Annotated in this window: 21 protein-coding genes; 17 read left to right on the plus strand and 4 right to left on the minus strand. The window is 70.0% G+C overall.

Annotated elements, in window-relative coordinates; genetic code table 11:
• Positions 1-52: 52 nt before the first annotated feature.
• The 12 genes from J2853_RS21950 to J2853_RS22005 all read left to right on the plus strand — a co-directional run bounded on the left by J2853_RS21950 (position 53) and on the right by J2853_RS22005 (position 12,755).
• Positions 53-949, plus strand: a complete 897-nt coding sequence (locus J2853_RS21950) for a TIGR01777 family oxidoreductase (RefSeq protein ID WP_307560816.1) — start codon at positions 53-55, stop codon at positions 947-949.
• A gap of 37 nt (positions 950-986) precedes the next feature.
• Entirely contained in the window at positions 987-1,724 is a 738-nt protein-coding gene (locus J2853_RS21955) for a Type 1 glutamine amidotransferase-like domain-containing protein (RefSeq protein ID WP_307560818.1), read from the plus strand.
• Between the two features lie 28 nt (positions 1,725-1,752).
• Positions 1,753-2,430 carry a lipoyl(octanoyl) transferase LipB gene (gene lipB / locus J2853_RS21960; protein WP_307560820.1) on the plus strand — a complete coding sequence of 226 codons (678 nt, stop codon included), beginning with the start codon at positions 1,753-1,755 and terminating at the stop codon, positions 2,428-2,430.
• A 112-nt stretch (positions 2,431-2,542) separates the two neighbouring features.
• Entirely contained in the window at positions 2,543-3,472 is a 930-nt protein-coding gene (gene lipA, locus J2853_RS21965; RefSeq protein ID WP_307560822.1) for a lipoyl synthase, read from the plus strand.
• A gap of 173 nt (positions 3,473-3,645) precedes the next feature.
• Complete coding sequence (locus J2853_RS21970) at positions 3,646-4,326, plus strand: DUF4191 domain-containing protein (RefSeq protein ID WP_307560824.1); 681 nt, start codon at positions 3,646-3,648, stop codon at positions 4,324-4,326.
• A complete protein-coding gene (locus J2853_RS21975) occupies positions 4,326-5,120 on the plus strand; it encodes a class I SAM-dependent methyltransferase (RefSeq protein WP_307560826.1) in 795 nt (264 codons plus the stop codon). Before J2853_RS21970 ends, J2853_RS21975 begins: the two co-directional genes overlap by 1 nt.
• Positions 5,121-5,377: 257 nt before the next feature.
• Complete coding sequence (locus tag J2853_RS21980; protein ID WP_307560827.1) at positions 5,378-7,006, plus strand: ABC transporter substrate-binding protein; 1,629 nt, start codon at positions 5,378-5,380, stop codon at positions 7,004-7,006.
• 10 nt (positions 7,007-7,016) lie between these two features.
• Complete coding sequence (locus tag J2853_RS21985) at positions 7,017-7,976, plus strand: ABC transporter permease (protein ID WP_307560829.1); 960 nt, start codon at positions 7,017-7,019, stop codon at positions 7,974-7,976.
• Positions 7,969-8,859, plus strand: a complete 891-nt coding sequence (locus J2853_RS21990) for an ABC transporter permease (protein WP_307560831.1) — start codon at positions 7,969-7,971, stop codon at positions 8,857-8,859. Before J2853_RS21985 ends, J2853_RS21990 begins: the two co-directional genes overlap by 8 nt.
• Positions 8,860-8,914: 55 nt before the next feature.
• Entirely contained in the window at positions 8,915-9,895 is a 981-nt protein-coding gene (locus tag J2853_RS21995) for an ABC transporter ATP-binding protein (protein WP_307560833.1), read from the plus strand.
• Positions 9,892-10,899 (plus strand): ABC transporter ATP-binding protein, encoded by a 1,008-nt coding sequence (locus J2853_RS22000; protein ID WP_307560835.1) that lies wholly within the window; start codon positions 9,892-9,894, stop codon positions 10,897-10,899. Before J2853_RS21995 ends, J2853_RS22000 begins: the two co-directional genes overlap by 4 nt.
• A gap of 95 nt (positions 10,900-10,994) precedes the next feature.
• A complete protein-coding gene (locus J2853_RS22005; RefSeq protein WP_307568766.1) occupies positions 10,995-12,755 on the plus strand; it encodes a gamma-glutamyltransferase family protein in 1,761 nt (586 codons plus the stop codon).
• 163 nt (positions 12,756-12,918) lie between these two features.
• On the opposite strand, the gene J2853_RS22010 is transcribed toward J2853_RS22005, so the two are convergent.
• Positions 12,919-13,383, minus strand: a complete 465-nt coding sequence (locus J2853_RS22010) for an RDD family protein (protein WP_307560836.1) — start codon at positions 13,381-13,383, stop codon at positions 12,919-12,921.
• Positions 13,384-13,507: 124 nt separating this feature from the next.
• Between J2853_RS22010 and J2853_RS22015 the strand changes: the two genes are divergently transcribed.
• From J2853_RS22015 to J2853_RS22035, 5 genes are all read left to right on the plus strand, one after another.
• On the plus strand, positions 13,508-14,536 hold the full coding sequence (locus J2853_RS22015; RefSeq protein WP_307560838.1) for a hypothetical protein: 1,029 nt from the start codon (positions 13,508-13,510) through the stop codon (positions 14,534-14,536).
• Between the two features lie 158 nt (positions 14,537-14,694).
• Positions 14,695-16,119, plus strand: a complete 1,425-nt coding sequence (gene glnA, locus J2853_RS22020; protein WP_307560840.1) for a type I glutamate--ammonia ligase — start codon at positions 14,695-14,697, stop codon at positions 16,117-16,119.
• Between the two features lie 335 nt (positions 16,120-16,454).
• Positions 16,455-16,628: a hypothetical protein gene (locus tag J2853_RS22025; RefSeq protein ID WP_307560842.1), complete on the plus strand. Its 174-nt coding sequence runs from the start codon at positions 16,455-16,457 to the stop codon at positions 16,626-16,628.
• Positions 16,629-17,037: 409 nt separating this feature from the next.
• Positions 17,038-17,607 carry a C40 family peptidase gene (locus J2853_RS22030; RefSeq protein ID WP_307560844.1) on the plus strand — a complete coding sequence of 190 codons (570 nt, stop codon included), beginning with the start codon at positions 17,038-17,040 and terminating at the stop codon, positions 17,605-17,607.
• A 7-nt stretch (positions 17,608-17,614) separates the two neighbouring features.
• A complete protein-coding gene (locus tag J2853_RS22035; RefSeq protein ID WP_307560846.1) occupies positions 17,615-18,451 on the plus strand; it encodes an LLM class flavin-dependent oxidoreductase in 837 nt (278 codons plus the stop codon).
• A 15-nt stretch (positions 18,452-18,466) separates the two neighbouring features.
• Here the strand turns inward: J2853_RS22035 and J2853_RS22040 are convergent, their stop codons facing one another.
• From J2853_RS22040 to J2853_RS22050, 3 genes are all read right to left on the minus strand, one after another.
• The gene (locus J2853_RS22040) at positions 18,467-19,663 is read right to left on the minus strand and encodes a hypothetical protein (protein WP_307560848.1); all 1,197 of its coding nucleotides are present in this window, start codon (positions 19,661-19,663) and stop codon (positions 18,467-18,469) included.
• Positions 19,664-19,830: 167 nt separating this feature from the next.
• A complete protein-coding gene (locus tag J2853_RS22045; protein ID WP_307568767.1) occupies positions 19,831-22,812 on the minus strand; it encodes a bifunctional [glutamine synthetase] adenylyltransferase/[glutamine synthetase]-adenylyl-L-tyrosine phosphorylase in 2,982 nt (993 codons plus the stop codon).
• 263 nt (positions 22,813-23,075) lie between these two features.
• Complete coding sequence (locus tag J2853_RS22050) at positions 23,076-23,777, minus strand: type 1 glutamine amidotransferase (protein WP_307560850.1); 702 nt, start codon at positions 23,775-23,777, stop codon at positions 23,076-23,078.
• Positions 23,778-24,097: the final 320 nt, after the last annotated feature.

Genomic DNA, 24,097 nt, shown 5'->3' on the forward strand with positions numbered 1-24,097 from the left:
GGAGACGCTCTCCTTCCGAAGATCTGGGCGGAGGTCGATTAGATTGGACGCTATGACGATCATCGTGACCGGGTCCTCGGGCCTGCTGGGATCGGCTCTGGTCAAGGCTCTGCGCGCCGACGGCACCCGGGTGGTCTGTCTGGTACGGCGAGTCCCGCAAGGCGCGGACGAGTCCTTCTGGAACCCGCGGAAGGGCATTGTCGATCCGGCGGTTCTGGAAGGCGCGGAGGCGGTGGTCCACCTCGCCGGGGCGGGCCTCGGCGACCGGCGCTGGAGCGACGACTACAAGCGCGAGGTGGTCCGCAGCCGGGTCGAGGGAACGAGCACGCTGGCGGAGGCGCTGGCCGGCCTGTCGGCCAGGCCCCCGGTGCTGCTGTCCGGCTCGGCGATCGGCTTCTACGGGGACACCGGTGACCGCGCGGTGGACGAGACGGCCCCGCCGGGCACCGGATTCCTCGCGGAGGAGGTGGTGGTGCCGTGGGAGGCGGCGACGGCGCCCGCCGAGGAGGCGGGCATCCGGGTGGTGCTGCTCCGCACCGGCCTGGTGCTGAGCGGTGACGGCGGCATGCTGTCCAGGATCCTGCCGATCTTCAAGCTGGGGCTGGGCGCTCCGCTGGGATCCGGGCGGCAGTACTGGTCGTGGATCTCCATCGAGGACTGGGTGCTCGCCGTCCAGGATCTCCTGAAAAATCCGGAAATATCAGGCCCGGTGAACCTGACCGCCCCCGAACCGGTCACCAACGCGGAGTTCACCAAGGTCCTCGGGCAGGCCGTTCACCGGCCCACGATGCCGCTGGCGGTGCCCGGAATCGTGCTCCGCACGGCCCTGGGCGGGTTCGCCGAGGAGGGTGTGCTGACGGGCCAGCGGGTGCTTCCGCGACGGCTGCTCGACAGCGGCCACGCGTTCCGGCATACATGTCTCAATGAGGCACTCTCCGCCGTACTCTAGGGTCCCTGTCGCCGCTGGAGTCATTGGGGAGATACATATGGGCAGGTCCGGGCAGTCTCACATTCTTGCCATCGGAGGCGGCTCGTTCCGCCCCTCCGCACGCCACGGATTCATCGAGGCGAGCCCGCTGCTCAGATACGCCCTTGATCTGAGCGGCCAGGACCGGCCCAGGCTGGGCCTGCTCGCCACCGCCACCGGGGACGACGCGGAATGGCTGCTGCGCATGTACGGCGCGTTCGGCGCATGGGACGTCGAGGTCAGCCACCTGACCGTGTTCCCGATGCCCAACGTCGCCGATCCGCGCGAGTGGATCCTGAGCCAGGACGTCATCTACGTCAGCGGGGGCAGCGTCGCCAACCTGGCGGCCCTGTGGCGGCTGCACGGCCTGGACGAGGCGTTCAGGGAGGCCTGGGAGGCCGGCGTGGTGCTGTCCGGGCAGAGCGCCGGGGCGCTCTGCTGGCACGTGGGCGGCAACACCGACTCCTTCGGGCCGACGCTGCGGACGTGGGCCGACGGCCTCGGGCTCCTGCCCTATTCGTGTGGCGTTCATTACAACTCCGACCCTCAGCGCCGCGAGCTGCTGCACCGGTCGGTGGGCTCCGGCGAGTTGCCCGACGGCTACGCCGCCGACGAGGGCGTCGCGTTGCACTACGTCGGCACCGAATTCATCCAGGCCGTTACCGTGCATCCAGGTTCCTACGCGTACAAAGTGGAGCACGATGGGGCTGGTGGGGCCAAGGAGTTCCGCATCGAGCCTCGGCTTCTCACGTCTTGAGCACCGGCGGGTCAACTACTCTTGATGCGTGAGTGAGCTGGCGATCGTCCGTCTTGGCGTTGACTTCCCCTACGAGCAGGCCTGGGATCTTCAGCGGCGGATTCACGCCCGCCGGGCCGCCGATGAGATCCCCGACACCTGCCTGATGCTCGAACACGCGCCGGTCTACACGGCGGGCAAACGCACCGCCCCGCACGAGCGGCCCTCCGACGGCACCCCCGTCATCGACGTCGACCGGGGTGGCCGGATCACCTGGCACGGTCCAGGCCAGCTGGTCGGCTATCCGATCATCAGGCTCGGAGGGCGGCTCGACGTGACCTCCTACGTCCGGATCCTGGAGGAGACGCTCATCCACGTCTGCGCCGACTTCGGGGTGCAGGTGGACCGGGTGGAGGGCCGCGGCGGCGTCTGGGTGGCCGGCGACCCCTCGCACGGCCTCCCCGACAGGAAGCTCGGCGCGGTCGGCATCAGGATCGCGGGAGGCGTCACGATGCACGGGTTCGCGCTCAACTGCTCCAACGACCCGAGCTGGTACAACCGGATCGTCCCGTGCGGGATCAGCGACGCCGGGGTCTCCTCGCTGTCGGCCGAGACCGGCCGCCGGATCGTGGTCGACGAGGTCATGCCGTACGCGGAGAAGCACCTGGCGGAGGCGCTTGAGGCACAGGCCTTCGAGCTCCCGGAGGAAGACCTCTTCCGGCGCTGAGACCCGGGTCCGCCTCACGTTCTTCCGGGACATAAGCTGAGACGGTGAGCGAGCGTGACAAGCGAGCGGACGTATCCAGCACTCCGGTCCCCCGACCGGCGAAGGAGATCTCATGACCGTTGCCCCTGAAGGCCGGAAGCTCCTCCGGCTGGAGGTCCGCAACGCGGAGACCCCCATCGAGAAGAAGCCCGAGTGGATCAAGACCAAGTACCGGACCGGTCCCAATCACACCGAGCTGAGGGCGCTGGTCAAACGCGAGGGCCTGCATACCGTCTGCCAGGAAGCCGGATGTCCCAACATCTCCGAGTGCTGGGAGGACCGCGAGGCCACCTTCCTCATCGGCGGTGACCAGTGCACCCGGCGGTGTGACTTCTGCCAGATCGACACGGGCAAGCCCAAGGAGTACGACACCGACGAGCCGCGCCGCGTGGCCGACTCGGTGCGGCAGATGGGTCTCAACTACGCGACCGTGACCGGGGTCGCCCGTGACGACCTGCCCGACGGCGGCGCCTGGCTGTACGCCGAGACCGCGCGTCAGATCCACGCGCTGCTTCCCGGCTGCGGCGTCGAGCTGCTGGTGCCCGACTTCAACGGCGACCAGGACCAGCTTGAGGAGGTCTTCTCCGCCAAGCCCGAGGTGTTCGCGCACAACATCGAGACCGTGCCGCGGATCTTCAAGCGCATCCGGCCCGCGTTCCGTTACGAGCGGTCCCTGGAAGTGATCACCAAGGCCCGTCAGGCGGGCCTGGTGACCAAGTCGAACCTGATCCTCGGCATGGGCGAGGAGCGCGAGGAGATCGTCCAGGCCATGCGCGACCTCCACGAGGCCGGATGCGACCTGCTGACCGTGACCCAGTACCTGCGCCCCACCCCGCGCCACCATCCCGTGGAGCGCTGGGTGAAGCCCGAGGAGTTCGTGGAACTTCAGAAGGAGGCCGAGGCCATCGGTTTCGCCGGAGTCCTGTCCGGCCCGCTGGTCCGTTCCTCCTACCGGGCAGGCCGCCTCTACAAGCAGGCCATCGAGGCTCGTCAGCACGCCTGACCTCGGCTTCCGGGCCTCTGGGCCCCGGCTGTTCCCGGGGCCGTCACCGGCGATCTCAGGGCCCCTCGCCTCGTGCGGGGGGCCCTTCGCCGTCGTGGCCCGCCGCCTTCGCACGGGGGGTGGCGGCAGGTCACGTTTTCACATCTTGACCCCTGGATTTGTATTCTCGGAGCATGGCCAAAAAGCCCGCAGATTCAGAGCGCCCGGGGCGCATCAAGCAGCTCGGCATGATCGCGAAGATCATCAAGGAAGCCAACCCCAAGGGGATGCCGATCGTCTACGCATCGGCGCTCGGCACGCTTGTGGTGTGCGTCGTCATCGGCCTGGTCACGGGCTTGATCTGGTACTTGCTCTTCCTGGGGGTCATGCTGGCCCTCACCGTCGGGCTGGTGGTGTTCGGCCAGCTCGCCCAGAAGGCCCAGTACTCCATGTTGCACGGCCAGGTGGGCGCCGCCGCGGCGATTTTGCAGGGCATGCGCGGCAACTGGGAGGTCACCCCGGCCGTCGCGGTCACCCGCGACCAGGACATCGTGCACCGCGTGGTCGGCTTCCCCGGCATCATCCTCGTCTCCGAGGGACCGGGCAGCCGCGTGCAGAAGATGCTGGTCGCCGAGAAGAAGCGCGTCCAGCGAGTCGCCCTCGACGTCCCCGTCTACGACATCCAGTGCGGTGACGGCGACGGGCAGATCCCCCTGGGCAAGCTGCAGCGGCACATCATGAAGCTGCCCCGCAACCTCAAGAAGCCCGCCGTCTACGAGATCAACAACCGGCTCAAGGCCCTTCCGCAGACCCTGCCGATGCCCAAGGGCCCGCTGCCGCGCGGCGCCAGGATGCCCCGGCCGAAGATGCGCTGATGAGTCTCGCAGGGATCGGCCGTCACCGAGTGGACGCCGCGGCCACCTCGCGGGCCAACCGCGGCTGGTGGGACGGCGCCGCGGACGAATACCAGGCGGAGCACGGGGAGTTCCTGCGTGACTCCGGTTTCGTCTGGTGCCCCGAAGGCCTCGACGAGGCCGACGCCCACCTGCTGGGCGACGTCACCGGCAAGGACATCCTGGAGATCGGCTGCGGCGCGGGACAGTGCGGTCGATGGCTGGCCGGCAGGGGGGCCAGGGTGGCCGCCTTCGACCTGTCCTTCCGCCAGCTCCAGCACTCCCGCCGGATCGACGCCGACGCCGGCTCCGCGCTCCCGGTGGTCCAGGCGGACGCGGAGGCCCTGCCCTTCGCCGACGCGTCGTTCGACCTGGCCTGCTCGGCGTTCGGCGCGCTGCCGTTCGTCGCCGACGCGCGGGCCGTTCTCGCCGAGACCCGCCGGGTGCTGCGCCCGGAGGGCCGCCTGGTCTTCTCGGTGAGCCATCCGGTCCGCTGGGCCTTTCCCGACGACCCGGGTCCCGGCGGGCTGACCGCCGACCGCTCCTACTTCGACCGCTCGCCGTACGTGGAGACGGGCGACGACGGACAGCCCGTCTACGTGGAGCACCACCGCACGATGGCGGACTGGATCGGGCACATCACCGCGTCGGGGCTGACCCTCACGGCGCTGACCGAGCCGGAGTGGCCGAAGGACCACGACCGCGAATGGGGCGGCTGGAGCCCGCTGCGCGGCCGCTACCTGCCCGGCACCGCGATCTTCACCTGCGTGAGGTAGCCGCAGGACGTCTCCTGGCCGGGGCCCGCAGGGGACCCCGGTTTTTCGCGACCCCGCCGACCGGTTCGCCGCAGCCGGCCGACCCGGATACGCGGCGGGCCGGAGTGGGACGCAAGGTACGGGTGGGACTGATGTTGCGCCTGTCGTGTGACATAAACACCCCTTTCCTGTTGTAGGGGCGAAACACATCCGAAACCGTACATCGTATACAGTCTCCTGACTTACCCCTGAGTTGTCTCAGGAAAGAAGGAGCCCCTATGCGATCCCCCATAAGCTTCCGCGGGCTGGTTGTGGCCCTCGCCGTGTCACCCTTAGTGCTCACCGCCTGCGGTGGAGGCGGGAGCGGTGGCGGGGGCGGTGCGCCCGCGCCCTCCGTTTCCGGCGCCGGGGCCGACGACCGTCAGGTCAAGAGCGGCGGAACCCTCACCGTCGCGCTCAACGCGGACCCGGACGCCTTGGACCCGAGCTTGTCGACGACCCTCGTGGGCCGCGAGGTGTTTGTGAACATGTGCGAGAAGCTCTATGACATCGACGCCACCTCCGCGCTTGTTCCCCAGTTGGCATCCGCGCTGCCGGACGTTTCGGAGGACGGCAAGACCATCACGATCAAGCTGCGGAGCGGCGTCAAGTTCAACGACGGCACGACGTTGGACGCCGCCGCGGTCAAGAAGTCGCTGGACCGCCACCGCACATGGGAGAAGTCGTCCCGCCAGGCCGACCTGGCCGCGGTGGAGGAGGTGACCGTCGTGGACCCGGAGACCGTGAGTCTCTCCCTGTCGCGCGCCTTCACCCCGCTGACCGCGCAGCTCGCCGACCGCGCGGGCATGATCATGTCGCCGAAGGCCCTGGACAGCGAGGGCGACAACTTCGGGGCCAGTCCCGTCTGCGTCGGACCGTTCAAGTTCGCCGGACGCACCTCCGGCAGCGAGATCCGTCTGGAGCGCGCGCCGGACTACTACGACGCCGCGAAGGTCAAGCTCGACAAGCTCACCTACAAGGTCATCGTCGACCCGAACGTGCGGGCCGCCAACCTCAAGTCCGGTGACGTCCAGGTGGCCGACCAGCTGGCCACCACCACCGTGGCCGGCATTCAGAGCGACCCCAACCTGGGGGTGGTCTCCGGCGGCGGACTGGGCTTCTACGGCTTCACGATCAACGTGGGCAACGCCAACGGCGCCACGGAGAAGCCGGGCAAGGTCGACACGGCACTGGCCGGCGACCCCCTGCTCCGCGAGGCCTTCGAGCTGTCCCTCGACCGGGACGTGATCAACAAGACGGTCTACAACGGCCTGCACGAGCCGGACTGCTTCCCCCTCCCGCTGAAGAGCCCCTACCGCTCCCCCGACCTCAAGTGCCCCGCGCACGACCCGGCCAAGGCCAAGCAGCTGGTCGCGCAGAGCGGGGTGAAGACCCCGATCCCGGTGACCCTGCTCTCGCCGAACGACGCGACCAACCAGCGTCTGGCCCAGGTGATCCAGCAGATGGTCAAGGACGCGGGATTCGCCGTCACCGTGCAGACGGCCGAGTTCGTCACCACCCTGGAGCAGGGCAGGGAGGGCAAGTTCGACGTCTTCCTCAACGGGTGGTCCGGCCGGGTCGACCCCGACGGCAACGTCACCAACCTGATCACCAGCGGCGGCACGAACAACTTCGGCGGCATGTCCGACCCGGGGATCGACGACCCCATCAAGGAGGCCGCGGCGACCGGCGACGTCGACCAGCGCCGTGACCTGTACACCAAGGCGGTCCAGAAGGCGGCCGAGATCCGCAGCGTCGTCTACCTGTACCACAACAAGTACTACCTGGGCATGAACAAGAACGTCGCCGGCGTGAAGTACTACGAGGACGGGCTCCCGCGGTTCACCACCGCCGGGCTCGTCCAGTAGGACCGACCAGATGATCTGGTTCGTCCTTCGCCGAGGCGGGGCGGCGCTGATCGTGCTGTTCCTGGCCAGCGTCCTGATCTTTCTGGGGATCAGGGCGCTGCCCGGCGACCCCGCACTGGTGATGGCCGGTGAGGACGCGACGCCCCAGGCGGTCGCGGCCATCCGCCACGCCTACGGTCTCGACAAGCCCCTGCCCACGCAGTACGTCGACTATGTCGGCCAGGTGCTGAGCGGCAATCTCGGCCGCTCCACCCAGGACCAGCTGCCCGTGGGGCAGATCCTCCTGGAGCGCCTGCCCGTGACGCTGGAGTTGTCCGCTCTGGCCCTGCTGGTGGCGATCACGATCGGCGTGCTGTCCGGCATCGTCGCCGCCGTACGGCGCGGCCGGGTCGCCGACTACGTCGCCACCGGGTTCGGCCTGATCGGGCTGTCCGTCCCGCACTTCTGGCTCGGGCTGCTCGGCATCCTGCTGTTCTCGGTCACCCTGCGCTGGCTGCCCGCTTCCGGGTTCGTCCCCTTCACGCAGGACCCGGTGGGCAACCTGCAGCGCATGGTGCTGCCGGCCCTGGTGCTCGGCACCGGGTTCGCCGCCGTGCTGATGCGGCAGACCCGGTCGGCGATGCTCGGAGCGCTGTCGGCCGACTACGTCAGGACCGCCCGGTCCAAGGGCCTGACGGAGACCAAGGTCGTCGGCGCGCACGCCCTGCGCAACAGCCTGACCACCGTGATCACCGTGCTCGGCCTGCAACTCGGGGCCCTGATCAGCGGCGCGGTGGTCGTCGAGCAGATATTCGTGCTTCCCGGATTCGGGAAGCTGACCATCGACGCGGTCCTCACCCGCAACTATCCGGTGATCCAGGCCGTCGTCCTGGTCACGGTCACCGGTTACGTGCTGGTCAACCTCCTCGTCGACATCACCTACGCGCTACTCAATCCGCGGGTCCGGCTGTCGGGAGGCTCTCGTGACTGAAGGGACACTTTCCCCCAAGCCGATCGCGAAGTGGAACTCGGGCCGGGCGGATCGCCGCCGCAGGCTCTGGCGCCGGTTCCGGCGCCGCCCGATGCCCATGATCGGCCTGACGCTCGTCCTGACGTTCCTGGCACTGGCCGTCTTCGGACCCCTGATCAGCGGCGACCCCGCGGCTCAGGACTACCTGGCGACCCTGATGCCGCCCTCGCTCGACCACCTGCTGGGCACCGACGATCTCGGCCGCGACGCGTTCGCCCGGGTCGCGTCGGGAGCCCAGACCTCGCTCCAGGCAGGAGTGCTGTCCACGCTGCTGGCGATGGTCGTCGGCATCCCGATCGGGCTGGCGGCCGGCTTCTACCGGCGGTGGCTCGACTCGATCGTGATGCGGCTGGTCGACACGACGCTGGCCTTCCCGTTCCTGGTGTTCGCCGTGGGACTGGCCGCGATCCTGGGCCCCTCGCTGCGCGGCGTCGTCTTCGCGCTCTCGTTCGCCCAGCTTCCCGCGGTCATCCGGATCACCCGCGGCGAGGTGCTCGCGATCCGGGAGATGGACTACGTGGCGGCGGCGATCGCCGACGGCGCGAACGACGCTCATCTCCTGTTCCGCTACATCCTGCCCAACTCCGCCAGCCCGCTCATCGTCCAGGCCACCGTGGCGATCCCCACCGCGATCATCGGTGAGGCCACGCTGTCGTTCCTCGGGCTGGGCGTGCAACCACCGACGCCGTCATGGGGCGTGATGCTCAGCGACGCGCAGCAGTACCTCGACCAGGCTCCGTGGCTGGCGATCTGGCCCGGTCTCCTGATCGCGCTGGCCACGCTCGGCTTCAACCTGCTCGGAGACGGGCTGCGCGACATCCTCGACCCCAGGAGCGGCCCATGAACGCCACAGGCCCCAAGGAGCGGTCCATGAACTCCGGCGATCACAGGAGCGGCCGATGAGTCTCCTTGAGATCACCGATCTCACGGTCGGCTTCGACACCGAGGACGGCACGGTACACGCCGTCAAGGGTGTGTCGTTCAGCGTGGAACGGGGCGAGATCCTCGCGCTGTGCGGCGAGTCCGGTTGCGGCAAGTCGGTCACCGCGATGGCGGTGCCCCGGCTGCTGCCGCCCGCCACGACCCGCCTGTCAGGGTCGATCAAGCTCGACGGGCAGGAGCTCACGGTCCTGCCCGAGCCGGAGATGCGGCGGATACGCGGCAAGGAGGTCGCGGTCGTCTTCCAGGAGCCGATGACCTCCCTGAACCCGTCGTTCACGGTCGGCTACCAGATCACCGAGGTGCTGCGCCGGCACGAACGCCTGTCCGCGCGGGCCGCCCGCGCCCGCGCCGTCGAACTGCTGGAACTGGTGGGAATCCCCGCCCCCGTCCGGAGGGTCAAGGAGTATCCGCACCAGCTGTCGGGCGGGATGCGCCAGCGGGTGATGATCGCCATCGCGGTGGCCTGCTCACCCCAGCTGCTGATCGCCGACGAACCGACCACGGCGCTGGACGTGACGATCCAGGCGGGCGTGCTCGACGTCTTCCGCGACCTGCGGGACCGGCTCGGCACCGCGATCATCCTGATCACCCACGATCTGGGGGTGGTCGCCGACATCGCCGACCGGGCCGTGGTCATGTACGCGGGCCGGGCCGTCGAGCAGGCGCCGGTCGAGGAACTGTTCGCCCGGCCCCGCCACCCCTACTCGCTGGGGCTGATGCGGGCCCTCCCCACGGCCGCGGTCGTCGGGGCGGACGGGCGCAGGCGGCTCACCGAGATCCCCGGCCTGGTGCCCTCACCGCTCAAAGACCCGCAGGAGTGCGCGTTCCACCCGCGATGCCCGTCGGCCCAGGCCGACTGCGCGGCCTCCCGTCCCCCGCTGGAGCGGTACGGGAACGCGCATCTGGCCGCCTGCTTCCACCCCGGAGGTCACCCGTGACGTCACCCGCGGCAGAGCCGATCCTGCAGGTCGGCGAGCTGGTCAAGCACTACGGCGCCGGACGGGGGAACGTGGTCCACGCCGTGGACGGCGTGTCGCTGTCCATCGGACCGGGAGAGGTCCTCGGCCTGGTCGGTGAGTCGGGCAGCGGGAAGTCCACCGTCGGAAAGTGCATCCTGCGCCTGACCGAGCCCACCTCGGGGACCATCCACCTCGTGGGCCGCGACATCACGCACCTGTCCCGCCGGGCGCTGCGCCCGCTCCGGCGTGATGTCCACATCGTGTTCCAGGACCCCTACTCCTCCCTCAACCCACGTTTCACGATCGGGCAGATCGTCGGCGAGCCGCTGCGGCGGCACGGCATCGCCCGGGGCGGCGAGGCGTCGAGGCAGGTCGCGGCGATGCTGGAGCGGGTCGGGCTGAGCGCCGAGACGCTGAACCGCTTCCCCCACGAGCTGTCCGGCGGGCAGCGCCAGCGGGTGAGCCTCGCCCGGGCCCTGATCCTGGAGCCCAAGCTGGTGGTGGCCGACGAGCCGGTGTCGGCGCTGGATGTCTCCGTACAGGCCTCGGTGCTCAACCTGATCACCGACCTGCAGCGGGACATGGGTTTCTCCTGTCTGTTCATCACCCATGACCTTTCGGTCGTGGAGTTCCTGGCCGATCGGATCGCCGTCATGTATCTCGGGCGGATCGTGGAGACGGGGCCGACCGCGGAGATCTTCGCCGAACCGCGGCATCCGTACACCCAGGCGCTGCTGTCGGCCGCGCCGATCCCGGACCCGGTCAAGCAGAGACAGCGGCGTCGCGTCGTGCTCGGAGGCGAGGTGCCGAGCCCGCTCGACCCGCCGCCCGGCTGCCGCTTCCACACACGCTGCCCGGTCGCGGTCGACCGGTGCCGTACGGAGGTACCCGAACTCCGGGACCTTCGCCTCGGCGATCACCCGGTAGCCTGCCACCTCGTCACACCCGACCACGTGCCCGACGCCACCGCCACCGCGAAATGAGGCCGGCGGAATCGCGGCAGAGGTCTTTGAATACCATTGAATTGAGAGGATCCGACGTGTTCACGACCAGACCCGAGCTGACAGGTGACTTCGGAATGGTGGCCAGTACCCACTGGCTGGCCTCGGCTACCGGGATGAGCGTGCTGGAGCGCGGCGGAAACGCCTTCGACGCGGCGGTGGCCGCCGGTTTTGTCCTCCAGGTGGCCGAGCCGCATTTGAACGGCCCCGGCGGTGAGGTGCCGATCCTGTTGTGGAACGAGGCCGAGCAGAAGGTCTCGGTGGTCTCCGGCCAGGGAGTGGCACCCGCCGCCGCCACGGTCGACCGTTTCACCGGCCTCGGGCTGGACCTCGTGCCCGGCACCGGCCTGCTCGCCGCAACGGTGCCCGGGGCGTTCGGCGCCTGGATGCTCATGCTCGAACGCTGGGGCACCTGGACGCTGGCCGACGTGCTGGAGCCCGTGATCTCCTACGCCGAGAACGGCGTCCCGGTCCTGGACCGCGTCGCCGGCACGATCGAGGCCGTGGAGCAGATGTTCACCGAGGACTGGCCCACCTCCGCCGCGACCTGGCTGCCGGACGGCCGCGTTCCCGAGGCCGGATCCCGGCTGGCCAACCCCGTGCTCGCCGCCACCTACCGGCGGCTGGTCGCCGAGGCCGAGGCCGCCTCCCCCACCCGGGAGGGGCAGATCGCCGCCGCCCGCGACAGCTGGTACCGCGGCTTCGTCGCCGAGGCGATCGCGAAGTTCTGCGCCGAGACGGCCTGGAAGGACACCTCGGGGAAGGTCCACGGCGGCCTGCTCACCGCCGAGGACCTCGCGGGCTGGGAGGCCACCGTCGAGGATCCCCTGACCTTCGACTACCACGGGCACACCGTGTGCAAGACCGGGCCGTGGGGGCAGGGTCCCGCCTTCCTGCAGCAGCTCGCGCTGCTGTCCGGGTTCGACCTGTCCGGCATGGGGCATCTCAGCGCCGACTACATCCACACGATCATCGAATGCTCGAAGCTCGCGTTCGCCGACCGTGAGGCCTGGTACGGCGACCCCGATCACGCCGACGTCCCCGTCGAGACGCTGCTCGGGGAGGCCTACAACGCCGAGAGGCGGGCCCTGGTCGGTCCCCTGGCCGATGCCGGCGCCCTGCGGCCCGGCTCCCCGGACGGGCGGGCCCCCCGGCTCACCACGCGGGCTCCGGGCGACACGGCGCCCGCCGGAACCACCTCGTTCGCCGGCGCCGGCGAGCCGACCGTCCGTTCCGACGGGCGGGTCCGCGGCGACACCTGCCACCTGGACGTCGTGGACCGGCACGGCAACATGGTCTCGGCGACTCCCAGCGGCGGCTGGCTGCAGAGCTCGCCGACGATTCCCGACCTCGGCTTCTGCCTCGGCACCAGGGCTCAGATGTTCTGGCTGGAGGAGGGGCTGCCGAACTCCCTGCGTCCGGGCGCCCGTCCTCGCACGACCCTGTCGCCGTCCTTCGCCCTCCGCGACGGCAAGCCGTGGATGGCCTTCGGCACCCCGGGCGGCGACCAGCAGGACCAGTGGAGCCTGAACTTCTTCCTGTCCGTCGTGCACGGCGGCCTGAACCTCCAGGAGGCCGTGGACGCGCCCATGTTCCACTCCGAGCACTTCCCGAGCTCGTTCTTCCCCCGTGAGTCCCGGCCCGGCGTGATGATGATCGAGGATCGGGTGGACCCCGCCGTCGTGGAGGAGCTGCGGCGGCGCGGGCACCAGGTGGAGGTCCAGGAGTCCTGGTCGCTCGGCCGCCTCAGCGCCGTCACCAGGGACGCCGAGCCCTCCGGCTTCCTGCGGGCCGCGGCCAACCCGCGAGGCGCTCAGGGCTACGCGGCGGGACGCTAGCGGGTCTTCTCCTCGCCGAGGCTCCGTCCTCGGCGAGGAGATCGCTCACGGCTCGCGGCCGCGTCCGGTGGACGGGCTCACGCGAGCGGTGGACAGGCTCACGCGAGCCGGACGGCGAGAGGCCGTGGCGCCGCGCGAACTCCGGGCTCTCAGTCCCGGTCGTTCACATACGCACGACCACGGTGTTCGCCGCGCGGTCGTGCAGGCCTCGCTGGTCACGGTCCCAGATGAGAGCCGGTACGGCCAGGCACAGCAGCAGGGTGCGGATCAGCACGAAGACGAACCCGGGTTGCCCGCCGTCGAGCGCGGCGACCCGGACGCGGAGCAGGCGCATGCCGAAGGTCATGCCCATGGTCCCGACCAGCAGGACGTATTCCGCCGCGAAGATCAGGATCGGAACCCAGACGTTCTGGACGGGATTGATTTGCAGGAGTCCCTGGGTGATGGCCCAGGTGCAGATCAGCCAGTCGATCACGATGGCGCCGATCCTGCGGCCGAATCCGGCCACCGAACCGCTGCCCTCCCGGGGCAGCCCGAGCCGCTCTCCGGGATAGCCCAGGTCGACTCCTGCCGATCTGACGCCCCCGAGCCAGGTCTGGGTCCAACGGGGCTGCTGACTGCTGCTCATACCTCCAACCGTAGCCGCCCCGGGGCTCGCCTTCGCATTCACCCGAACCATTACCGAACCGGGAAAAACCGGAGATCATGGTCGTCTGACTTTTCGCCATCTGCTTTCACCGGAGAACCCCCCAGTGTCCGATATCGACGACATCGATAAGCGATTCAACACGCTCAGCGCTCAGATCGGCCAGGACGAACAGCGGAGGGCGAGTAAAGCCGCCGCCAAGGAGTGGGCGCGCCTGCCACGCGTCAGGCGTCGCCGCAGGCAGCGGATCGCGGCCGTCGCCCTGGTCGCCGCCGTGGTGGGTGCCGGGGTGCTCGTCGCCTACCGGCCCGAGCTCGTCAGCCGGATCCCCGGCCTCGTCTCCGAGCGGTTCGCCGACCTGAACACCGCCCTGCGCCTCGGCCCGCTTCCCGAGGAGACCATGCCGGTGGACGTGAGGCCCTGGAAGCTCTCCCCCTTCGAGGGCTCCCCCGCCATCGACTACGCCGACGGCGCCAAGGGACTGGTGATGCCGGCGGCCAAGGCGACGGGCGGGCTGAGCCGCAAGGACGTCGCCACCGCCCTGAAACACACCCGGGACATGCTGAAGGCCTCCCACCTCGACCGCAAGACCCTCATGGGCGGCAGGCCGGCGGCACTGATAAAGGTCCTGCAGCCGCAGGCACGCGCGGATTTTCTGAAGGATCTGGATCGCAGGAAGAAGAACGCCTTCAACAGCAGGTACTGGGTCACCAGCTTCGCCCCGAAAACAGCCGAGCTCGCCACAGACGTGATCAAAGTCAAGGGAAAGACGAAATACGCGGCCTTCCGCGAGGGCGGCAGGTCCGGGGTCCGCGTCACGGTGAACTACCTCTTCGTCTACGCCGTACACCGCCCCGGACGGCCGGAGCCCACCGAGCGGATCATCGCGCACAACCTCGGCGAGATCCTCGTCTACCGCGAGAACGGCGAGCTGGTGATCTGGCCCGTCAGCTGGAACGCCGACGGCGCAGCGAACGCCCGCTGCGACGTCGACGACGGATTCGTCCACCCGTTCTACCCCGATTCCGTCCCCGACAAGGAGGCCCCCAAGGCCACCGGCGCCCTGGTGGACCCCTACGACCTCGACCGCGAGGTAAAGGCGGAAGAAGGCTGCAGACTTGTCTCCCGCACGTGAAACTCGGGCAAAGGAAGCGTTTCCATGACAGGTTCAGCCGCACCGCGAGACTAATGTGGAGGCAGCTTTTCCTTAACATGAGTGAAACAAACGAGACACGGGGCGGTAACGGCGAAGACTTAGGTTTGGTTTATAGCCATGCCCCTTGGGAGGTTCGCGTGTTCAACTCCGCTGAAGACGTCCTGAAGTTCATCGCGGACGAAGGAGTGCAGTTCGTTGACGTCAGGTTCACCGACCTGCCGGGGACGACGCACCACTTCACGTTCCCCACGGAGAACTTCGGCGCCGGTGTCTTCACCGAAGGTCTCATGTTCGACGGCTCGTCGATCCGCGGTTTCCAGGCGATTCACGAGTCGGACATGCTCCTGCTCCCCGACCCGTCCACGGCCGTGCTCGACCCCTTCCGGCAGCACAAGACGCTGAACATCAACTTCTTCGTGCACGACCCGCTGACCGGTGAGGCCTACAGCCGCGACCCGCGCAACGTCGCCCGCAAGGCCGAGGAGTTCCTCAAGGGCACCGGCATCGCCGACACGGTCTACTTCGGCCCCGAGGCCGAGTTCTACATCTTCGACGACGTGCGCTTCGAGACCAACGCGCACTCGAGCTACTACCACATCGACTCGATCGAAGGCGCCTGGAACAGCGGTAAGGCCCAGGAGGGCGGCAACCTCGGTTACAAGCCGCGCTTCAAGGGCGGCTACTTCCCGGTTCCGCCGATGGACCACTTCACCGACCTGCGCTCGGAGATGGTCCGCAAGCTCATCGAGGCGGGCATCGACGTCGAGATGCAGCACCACGAGGTCGGCACGGCCGGTCAGGCCGAGATCGACTTCCGGTTCAACACGCTGCTCAAGGCAGCCGACACCCTGATGCTGTACAAGTACATCGTCAAGAGCACGGCTCAGAAGTACGGCCACACGGTCACCTTCATGCCCAAGCCCATCTTCGGCGACAACGGTTCCGGCATGCACTGCCACCAGTCGCTCTGGAAGGACGGCGCGCCGCTCTTCTACGACGAGGTCGGCTACGCGGGCCTGTCCGACACCGCCCGCTACTACATCGGCGGCCTGCTCAAGCACGCCCCGTCGCTGCTGGCGTTCACCAACCCGACCGTGAACTCCTACCACCGCCTGGTCCCCGGTTACGAGGCCCCGGTCAACCTGGTCTACTCCCAGCGCAACCGCTCGGCGTGCATCCGCATCCCGATCACGGGCTCCAACCCGAAGGCCAAGCGCATCGAGTTCCGCGTCCCGGACCCGTCGTGCAACCCGTACTTCGCCTTCGCCGCCCAGCTCATGGCCGGCATCGACGGCATCCGCAACAAGATCGAGCCGGTCGAGCCGGTCGACAAGGACCTGTACGAGCTTCCCCCCGAGGAGGCCCGTAACATCCCGCAGGTCCCGGGCTCGCTCCCCGAGGTGCTGGCCGCCCTTGAGGCAGACCACGAATACCTGCTGGAAGGCGGCGTGTTCACGCCGGACCTGATCGAGACCTGGATCACCTACAAGCGTGAGAACGAGATCGACCCGATCCGCCTGCGCCCGCACCCGCACGAGTTCGAGCTGTACTACGACGTCTGAGCCGCCACGCCTCTGATCTGCGGAGACACTCTGGCGGGTCGACCCACCAGATCACGCACAGGGCACTCGGGCATCTCGCGAAAGGCCGTTGACCGTACCTCCACCGGGGGCGCGCTCGACGGCCTTTCGCGTGCGCCGCCCCCGGCGACGACGCGGCCCCGGTTCGAGCTCCGCGACGCGGGCCCGGGGCCTCGGCCCCGTTCCAGCGAACCGCCGCTGGCAGGTGCGGGCAGGCGCCGGCACCTGCCCGGCCGTTAGATCTCCGCCGTACGGGACAGAGGTGACTCGCCGGACGCCGACGCGTCCTGCCGGAGCTCACCACCTGGAGGTTGTGCATGCTTGCTCAGACCACGCGGAAGGCGGCGCTGACCGCCGCGGCCATGGCGGCGCTCGTCGGCCTGGTCGGCGGTTGCGGTGGCGGCGGTGACGACGACGGTGACGACGGCCCGGACGTGGTCAACACGACGACCGCGCCCGGCGGTGACGACGGCGAGGGGGACGACGACTGACGGCCGCGGGGCGCGGGGGAGGACGGCCTCCCCCGCGCCCCGCTCCCGAACCACCACTGCCCGCGTGCTCCCCGCACGCGGGCAGTTTGCATGTCCCGGGCCTCCCCGCCCTCTCACCCGGGAGGACGCCGGGTCACGGACCCGGGACGAAGGCGACGGAGGCGGGACCGTCACGATCGCCGGCTTGGCCGGACGAGGTCCGCCCAGCGCGCGTCACCGACTTGTTGGGCAGACTGGCCATGACTTATGCCGACAAATCGAATGAGGTGACGTGGCAGAGGTTCTCCGGTACGAAGAGGCACGCCCCCGGCCTCCCCACACCGGGGAGCCGCGTCGCACCCCCCTCGGACATCATCGATTCACCGGACGCCGCGACCTTCCCCGACGCCGGCTGCGGTCCGCGGCGGCCGTGCTTGTGGGAACGTTCCTGCTCCTCAACGGCTCCGCCTCGGCTCCGGCCCTGCCCGCCCCGCCGAACCGGCTCACCGCCATCGCGTACGCCATCGAGGCCGGGCAGTACCAGCCGGGCTGGCGCGGCGGTGAGATCCCCTACTCCTGGGGCGGCGGCCACGGCGAAGTCCCCGGCCCCTCCTTCGGCACGTGTGAGGGATACAGCGGCTCGATCCGGCCGTGCCCGGCCACCAGGACCCGCGGCCTCGACTGCTCCGGGCTGGCCAGGTGGGTCTACCAGCTCGCCTACGGGCGGGACGTGCTGGGGCCGGGCAACACCAACGACCACGTCCGGCGGCTCACCAGGATCTCCGCCGCCATGGCCCGTCCGGGGGATCTCGTCTTCTACGGCAAGGTCGGCACACGCCCGTTCTACGGCAAGGTCGGCGCGCGTAAGGTGAGGACCCACCATGTGGGCGTCTACGTCGGTGAGGGCAAAATGATCAATGCACTCAGGACCGGCACCGGGATCCGGGTCGACCCCATCACGGCGGTCAAGGGTTTCGCCGGTTACTACCGTTTCCCATAGGAGATATATGCGTCTCGGCGTGATGTTCGACCGTGCCCTTCCCCCCGAGTCCCTCATCCCCTTCTGCCGTCACCTGGACGCGGCCGAGGTCGACGACGTCTGGGTGGTGGAGGATCTGGGCTGGACCGGCTCCGTCTCGTCGGCGGCCACCGCGCTCGCCGTCACCGAGCGGCTCCGCGTGGGCATCGGGATCGCTCCCGCGCCGCTGCGCAACCCGGCCCTGCTCGCCATGGAGTTCGGCAACCTGGCCCGGCTGCACCCGCACCGCCTCGCCGCCGGGATCGGCCACGGCGTCCAGGACTGGATGCGCCAGGTGGGCGCCCTCCCGTCCTCGCCGCTGGCGTTGCTGGAGGAGACCGTCGTGACCGTGCGCGCGCTGCTTCGCGGTGAGACGGTCACCCTCCAGGGCCGGGCCGTCCACCTCGACGGGGTGAGCCTGGTGCATCCGCCCGCCGTTCCGCCTCCGGTTCTCGCCGGAGTGGTACGGCCCCGCTCGCTGGAGCTGTCGGGGCGGGTGGCCCAGGGCACGATCCTGCCCGAGGGGGTCGGCGACGCGCAGATCGGGGAGGCCCGGAAGCTGATCGGCGGCGGCGATCACGAGCTGGTGGTGTTCACCCACCTGTACATCGGTGAGGACGCCGCGACGGTGGCGAGTCTGGCGGCCGACTCGGCGGAGTTCCTGCGCGTCGATCCGGGCGAGGTCGTGATGGCGACGGGCTCCCCCGAGGCCGCCGCCGACCAGGTCAGGTCGCTGTGGGAGGCGGGAGCCGACACGGTGGTGGTCCGCCCGTTCGGTCCGGACCCTCTCCCCCAGGTCGACCTGCTCCTGGCGGAGCTCCACTGACAGGCCGGCGGGCGGCTAGGAGCGATTGCCCCGGACACCGGTGAGCCTGCGCAGGACGTCCCACCAGAACGAGGCCCCGAACAGGAGCGCCACCATGGTGAGCAGGTAGCCGGGCCAGTGTCCGGGAGCGATCAGCCGGTCCCACCAGGCTCCGCCGTTCCAGTGGAAGGAAGGGTCGTCGGAGCCGTCGGGCGGGATGGTGACGCTCACGATGGCGTGGTCGAAGATCTTGACCAGTGCCGGGGAGCTGAGGGACTCGGTGACGCAGGTGTACGGCTCGGCGACACCGGCCTCGACACTGGCGCACTTGTCCTTCAGCGCGGCGTATCCGTCCCCCCCGCCGCCCACGATGGCGGTCACCCCGGTCCGGTAGGCGTTGTCGCGCAGGAGGGTCTTGCCGTACTCCAGCGAGTCCATGCTGAACAGCAGCGTCAGCACCACGCCCAGCGCGAACACCACCAGCTTGACGTAGCGGCCGTAGAGCACGGACAGCCGCTGCATCTCACCGTCGAACCAGTTCTCGACGCCCTTGCGGAACTTCCCCATGTCCCGCTGAGCGCCCTCCCACACACCCTTCAGGTGACCCGCCAGGGGGCTGTCGATGGCCTCCAGCTTGGCGAGCAGGCCGTCGATCCCGTTCTCCTCGGCGGCGGCCAGCTCCATCACCGCGCCGGAGAACCGCTCGGGCGGGATGTTCGCGATGCTGGTGCGAGCGCCCTTGGGGTGGTCGATCTCCTGGAGACGCTCGTACAGCCGCGCGGTCATGTCGATCGGCGCGGGCACCTCGGCGGCGAGCCTGTCGAAGGCCCCCTCGACGGCCCCCTCCGCCGCGAGCGCCCCCACGGCCTCCTCGACGACGAGGTCTTCGGCGGTGTCCGCGGTGGGCCCGTCGGCGGCCGGGACCCCCGCGGGCTCGACCCGCATCGGTTCGACCACCGGGGGCGCCGGATCGGGACTGTGCACCGGACGCGGGTCGTCCTTGGAGAAGGGCAGCTTCGCGAAGATGTCGGCGATCTTCGACGGGATCCACGACCTGCCCTCTCCGGGACCGCCGTCCAACGTGTCCCTGAGGTAGGCCCACAGAAACTTGCTGCGGATCCCGAGCAGCCGGACAAAAGCCTCGTTGATCCCGCTCACCAGGAGCGACAGGAGCAGGAAGGCCAAGATCAGACCGATGGCCAGATCTATATAAATCGATATCAATAGGATCACCCGGACCGTTGATACACGCCCGTCCCTGGCGGCGCAACGCGATCACGCAAAACAGGTCGGTTTCGTAACCGGTGGGCGGTCGTGTCCCGGTGATCCGGTGAACGCGCCCGAGCTCGCCCGGCCGGACCGGCCTTCGCGGGACGGGCGGCCTTCGCGGGACGGGCGGGTCAGCCTTCGTAGAAGACGCGCTCCACCACCCGGCGGGCACGACGGGTGGCGCGGCGGTAGTCGTCCACGAAGTCCTCGCTGCCGTCCGGGGGATAGCCGAGGACGCGGGAGATGAGCGCGCGTTCGCGGACGTCCACCGGGATGGAGTCGGCGGCGCGGCCCCGGACCAGGACGATGGCGTCGCGGATGCGCGAGGCGAAGGTCCAGGCCTGGCCGAGCATGTCCTCGTCGGCTTCGGACAGCAGTTCCTCCGCGACCGCCGCGCGCAACGTCTCCAGGGTACGGGTGGTCCGCAGCGACGGCAGGCGTCCCGCGTGACGGAGCTGGATGAGCTGGGCCACCCACTCCACGTCGGACAGTCCGCCGGGACCGAGCTTGGTGTGCAGGGCGGGGTCGGCGCCGCGGGGCAGCCGTTCGGCCTCCATCCGCGCCTTCAGCTTGCGGATGTGCAGCACGGCCGCGTCGGAGATGCCGTCGGCCGGGTAGCGCAGCGGGTCGGCCAGGTGCAGCAGTGCCACCCCGAGTTCGGCGTCTCCCGCGGAGAACCGGGCGCGCAGCAGAGCCTGGGACTCCCACGGCGACGACCAGCGCTCGTAGTAGGCGGCGTAGGAGGCCAGCGTGCGGACCAGCGCGCCCTGGCGGCCCTCCGGCCGGAGATCCGGGTCGATGAGCAGCGGCGGGTCGGAGGCGGGCAAGGCCAGCAGGCGGCGCAGCTCGTTGGCCACGGCGTAGGCCGCGTCGGTGGCCTCCCGCTCCGGCATCTCCTCCAGCGGCGAGTGCACGAACATCACGTCGGCGTCGCTGCCGTAGGAGCACTCGATCCCGCCCAGGCGGCCCATCGCGATCACCGCGAACCGGGTGCCCAGCGGGGCGCGCCTCTCCGCCTCGACCTTGCCGATGGCGGCGTCGAGCGCGGCCTGGATCGTCACGTCGTTGAGCGCCGACAGCGTCTGGCCGACCTCCTCGATGCCGATGTGCCCGAAGAGGTCGGAGATCGCCGTACGGAACAGTTCCCTGCGGCGCAGCCCGCGCGCCGCGACCACCCCCTTCTCGGCCTCCCCCGGATAGCGGCCCACCATGGCCCGCGCCTCCGACAGAAGCGCCGCGACCGGCCGAGGGTTCAGCTCCGCGTCCGAGCCGAGCATCGTCACCGCCTCGGGGGCGTCCATCAGCAGCCCCGTCGCGTAGCGGCTGGTGCCGAGCACCCGGGCCAACCGTGAGGCGACGGCGGTCTCGTCGCGGAGCAGCCGCAGGTACCACGGGGTGGCGCCGAGTTTGTCGGAGATCTGGCGGAAGCCGAGCAGGCCCGCGTCGGGGTCGGGGGCGTCGGCGAACCAGCCGAGCATGACCGGCAGGAGGGTCCGCTGGATCGCCGCGCGGCGCGAGACACCCGTGCTCAGCGCGCTGATGTGGCGCAGCGCCCCGGCCGGGTCGGTGTAGCCGAGCGCCTCCAGGCGCGCCTTCGCGGCGACGGCGGAGAGCCGGTCCTCCGACTCCGGCAGCCGGGCCACGGCCTGCAGCAGCGGCCGGTAGAACAGCTTCTCGTGCAGGCGCCGGGCCTCCATCGAGTGCCGTTTCCACTGCGTGGTGAACTCCCCCACCGGGTCGCTGGTCATCGCCAGTCCCCGGCCCAGCCGCCGCAGGTCGGCGGTGCCTTCGGGCACCACGTGGGTACGGCGCAGCCGGTGCATCTGGATCAGGTGCTCGATCTGGCGCAGGAACGTGTACGCCTCGGCGAGCGCCTTGGCGTCGTCCCTGCCGACGTAGCCGCCCCGGGACAGGGCGGCGAGCGCGGGAAGCGTGGCGCGACGGCGCAGCAGCGGGTCCATGCGGCCGTGGACGAGCTGGAGCAACTGGACCGCGAACTCGATGTCACGCAGCCCGCCGGGCCCCAGCTTGAGCTGGCGCTCGGCCTCGCTCGTGCGAACGTGGGCCTCCACCCGGCGACGCATGGCCTGCACGTCCTCGACGAACTTCTCCCGGGTGGCGGCCTGCCAGACCAGGTCGTTCATCGAGGAGACGTACTGCCCGCCGAGTTCGGCGTCGCCCGCGACAGGACGGGCCTTCAGCAGCGCCTGGAACTCCCAGGTCTTGGCCCAGCGCCGGTAGTAGGCCTGGTGGCTGGCGAGGGTGCGGACCAGGGGGCCGGCCTTGCCCTCGGGACGCAGCGCCGCGTCCACCTCCCACAGCGCCCCCTCGGGGGTGCTGGCCGAGCAGGCGCGCATCATGCCCTGGGCCAGGCGGGTGGCGAGCTGGATGGCCTTGTGCTCGTCGACGGGCCCGCCGACGTCCTCGCGGGGCTCGGCCACGAAGATGACGTCGACGTCGCTGATGTAGTTGAGTTCGCGCGCACCGCACTTGCCCATGCCGATGACGGCCAGCCGTACCAGGTCCGACTCCGGGTGCTCGGACCGTGCGACGGCGAGTCCCGCCTCCAGCGCGGCTCCGGCCAGGTCGGACAGCTCGGCGGTGACCTCGGACAGCGAGAGCTCGCCGGTGACGTCGCGGGCGGCCAGGTGGAGCAGGCGGCCCCGGTAGGCGACGCGCAGCGCGACCAGGGTGTCCGTGCCGGCGTCGCGCGCGCGTGGTTCGGGGTCTTCCGGTTCGGCGCCGACCGCGAGCAGCAACTCGGCGCGGAGCTCCCCCTCGGTCGGTCGCTGTAGGGCCTGCGCCCCGCCGAGAAGGCGCCAGTGCTCGGGATGCCTGACCACGTGGTCGCCGAGGGCGGCGCTGACGCCGAAGACGTGGAGCAGCCGGGTCCGCAGGCCGGGGTCGGAGCGGAGCGCTCCAAGAACGCTGGGGTCGTGCTCGGCCAGCCGGTTGAGCGAGGTGAGCGCCAGGTCGGGATCCGCCGCGCCGACCAGGGAGAGCAGCAGCTCGACGTCGCCGACCGCCTCGGGGCCCAGTCCGTCGAGCAGTCGCTCGGCTCTCGCCCCGTCGGCGAAGCCGAGCCGGGCCAGCCGCCCGGCGGTCGTCTGCATCCGGGGCACGAACTCCACCGCCCCTCCCTCATCTTCGATCACGGACACGGGTGACCTTCCTCAATCCCTACCCCGAGCGATCAAAGGTGCACGCTCCCCCGCGAACGGCGCTCGCCTCGATTCTCGGCGCGCGGGGAGGCGGTGTGCCTCTCCGCCCACCCTCTCAGGTCGGGCTCGCGCCCCCGGGTATCCGGAGCGTCGCCGCACACGCTAATCCTGAAAGCGTGCGGCGTCGTTAGCGGATTCGGAACGTAATCGCGCGGTCACGCGGATTGGACGACGGTGGCGAACCGCTCGGCTAGCGGCCGCCAGGCGCCGACGAGACTTTCCCGTGCCTCCTTCACCTGCGTGTTGAGCTCCTCGACCGAGTAGCCCCGCTCGGTCAGGTGATCGGCCGAATCCACCGTCCAGCCGATGAAGATCTCAGGGGTGGCCTCGGGGTGGAACTGCACCGCCCAGGCTCTGTCCCCCAGCCGGTAGGCCTGGTGGGGATAGGGGTCCCCGGTGGCCAGCGGCACCGCTCCCTCCGGGAGCGCCGTCATCGCGTCGCGGTGGTACTGGACGGCGAGAGCGGGGCCCAGCCCGCCGAACAGCGGGTCGGCTCCGGCGGCCGGGAGCGGGACGACCTCCCGCGCACCCACCTCCAGCCCGTGCCCACCGCGCTCGACGACGCCTCCGCAGGCGAGTGTCATGAGCTGGGCGCCCAGGCAGATTCCCAGGGTGGGCACGCCGCCGTCCACCGAGTGCCGGATCAGGTCGCGGGTGGCGGGCAGCCAGGGATACCGCTCGTCCTCCCAGGCGGCCGCCTCGCCTCCGAGCACGATCAGCCCGCCGGTGGCCCGCTCGGGGACGGCCTCTCCCAGGTAGGGCCGGACGATCTCGCACGCCGCCCCGGCATCGGCCAGCCACCCGGTCAGGAACCCCAGGCCCGCGCCGGCCTCATGCTCGATGACGGTAATCCTCATGGAGTAATTATGGGCTGGTATGGGGCGATGCTCGCTACCGGAGAGCGTGCTCCCAACCAGTGGAAGCCATCACAATTCCCCCCGATCGATCATCGGACATTGACCCTGGCCGGAGATACCCGCCACCATCGACGTGAACGACCCGTTCCTCACGGTCTCCCCGGACGGGCAGGCGGACGGAGGACGGGGAGACCGGGCCGCTCCGGCGGTCGCCGGCCGCTTCCCGGCCCGTTCCCGCCCCCCGCCGGACAGGTCCGCGTCCTCCGGTACCCGAACGGCCACGGCCACCTCACCGAGAAAGAAGCCGATCACGATGACCA

Origin of the sequence: Streptosporangium lutulentum (assembly GCF_030811455.1) — a bacterium.
GTDB lineage: Bacteria > Actinomycetota > Actinomycetes > Streptosporangiales > Streptosporangiaceae > Streptosporangium > Streptosporangium lutulentum.

Coding starts and splice junctions, on each gene's coding strand:
- lipA (WP_307560822.1), top strand. CDS start 2,543: ATGACCGTTGCCCCTGAAGGCCGGAAGCTCCTCCGGCTGGAGGTCCGC.
- J2853_RS22025 (WP_307560842.1), top strand. CDS start 16,455: ATGCTTGCTCAGACCACGCGGAAGGCGGCGCTGACCGCCGCGGCCATG.
- J2853_RS21950 (WP_307560816.1), top strand. CDS start 53: ATGACGATCATCGTGACCGGGTCCTCGGGCCTGCTGGGATCGGCTCTG.
- J2853_RS21980 (WP_307560827.1), top strand. CDS start 5,378: ATGCGATCCCCCATAAGCTTCCGCGGGCTGGTTGTGGCCCTCGCCGTG.
- J2853_RS22045 (WP_307568767.1), bottom strand. CDS start 22,812: ATGCAGACGACCGCCGGGCGGCTGGCCCGGCTCGGCTTCGCCGACGGG.
- J2853_RS21955 (WP_307560818.1), top strand. CDS start 987: ATGGGCAGGTCCGGGCAGTCTCACATTCTTGCCATCGGAGGCGGCTCG.
- J2853_RS21985 (WP_307560829.1), top strand. CDS start 7,017: ATGATCTGGTTCGTCCTTCGCCGAGGCGGGGCGGCGCTGATCGTGCTG.
- J2853_RS22010 (WP_307560836.1), bottom strand. CDS start 13,383: ATGAGCAGCAGTCAGCAGCCCCGTTGGACCCAGACCTGGCTCGGGGGC.
- J2853_RS22005 (WP_307568766.1), top strand. CDS start 10,995: ATGGTGGCCAGTACCCACTGGCTGGCCTCGGCTACCGGGATGAGCGTG.
- J2853_RS22035 (WP_307560846.1), top strand. CDS start 17,615: ATGCGTCTCGGCGTGATGTTCGACCGTGCCCTTCCCCCCGAGTCCCTC.
- J2853_RS21975 (WP_307560826.1), top strand. CDS start 4,326: ATGAGTCTCGCAGGGATCGGCCGTCACCGAGTGGACGCCGCGGCCACC.
- J2853_RS22050 (WP_307560850.1), bottom strand. CDS start 23,777: ATGAGGATTACCGTCATCGAGCATGAGGCCGGCGCGGGCCTGGGGTTC.
- J2853_RS21970 (WP_307560824.1), top strand. CDS start 3,646: ATGGCCAAAAAGCCCGCAGATTCAGAGCGCCCGGGGCGCATCAAGCAG.
- J2853_RS21995 (WP_307560833.1), top strand. CDS start 8,915: ATGAGTCTCCTTGAGATCACCGATCTCACGGTCGGCTTCGACACCGAG.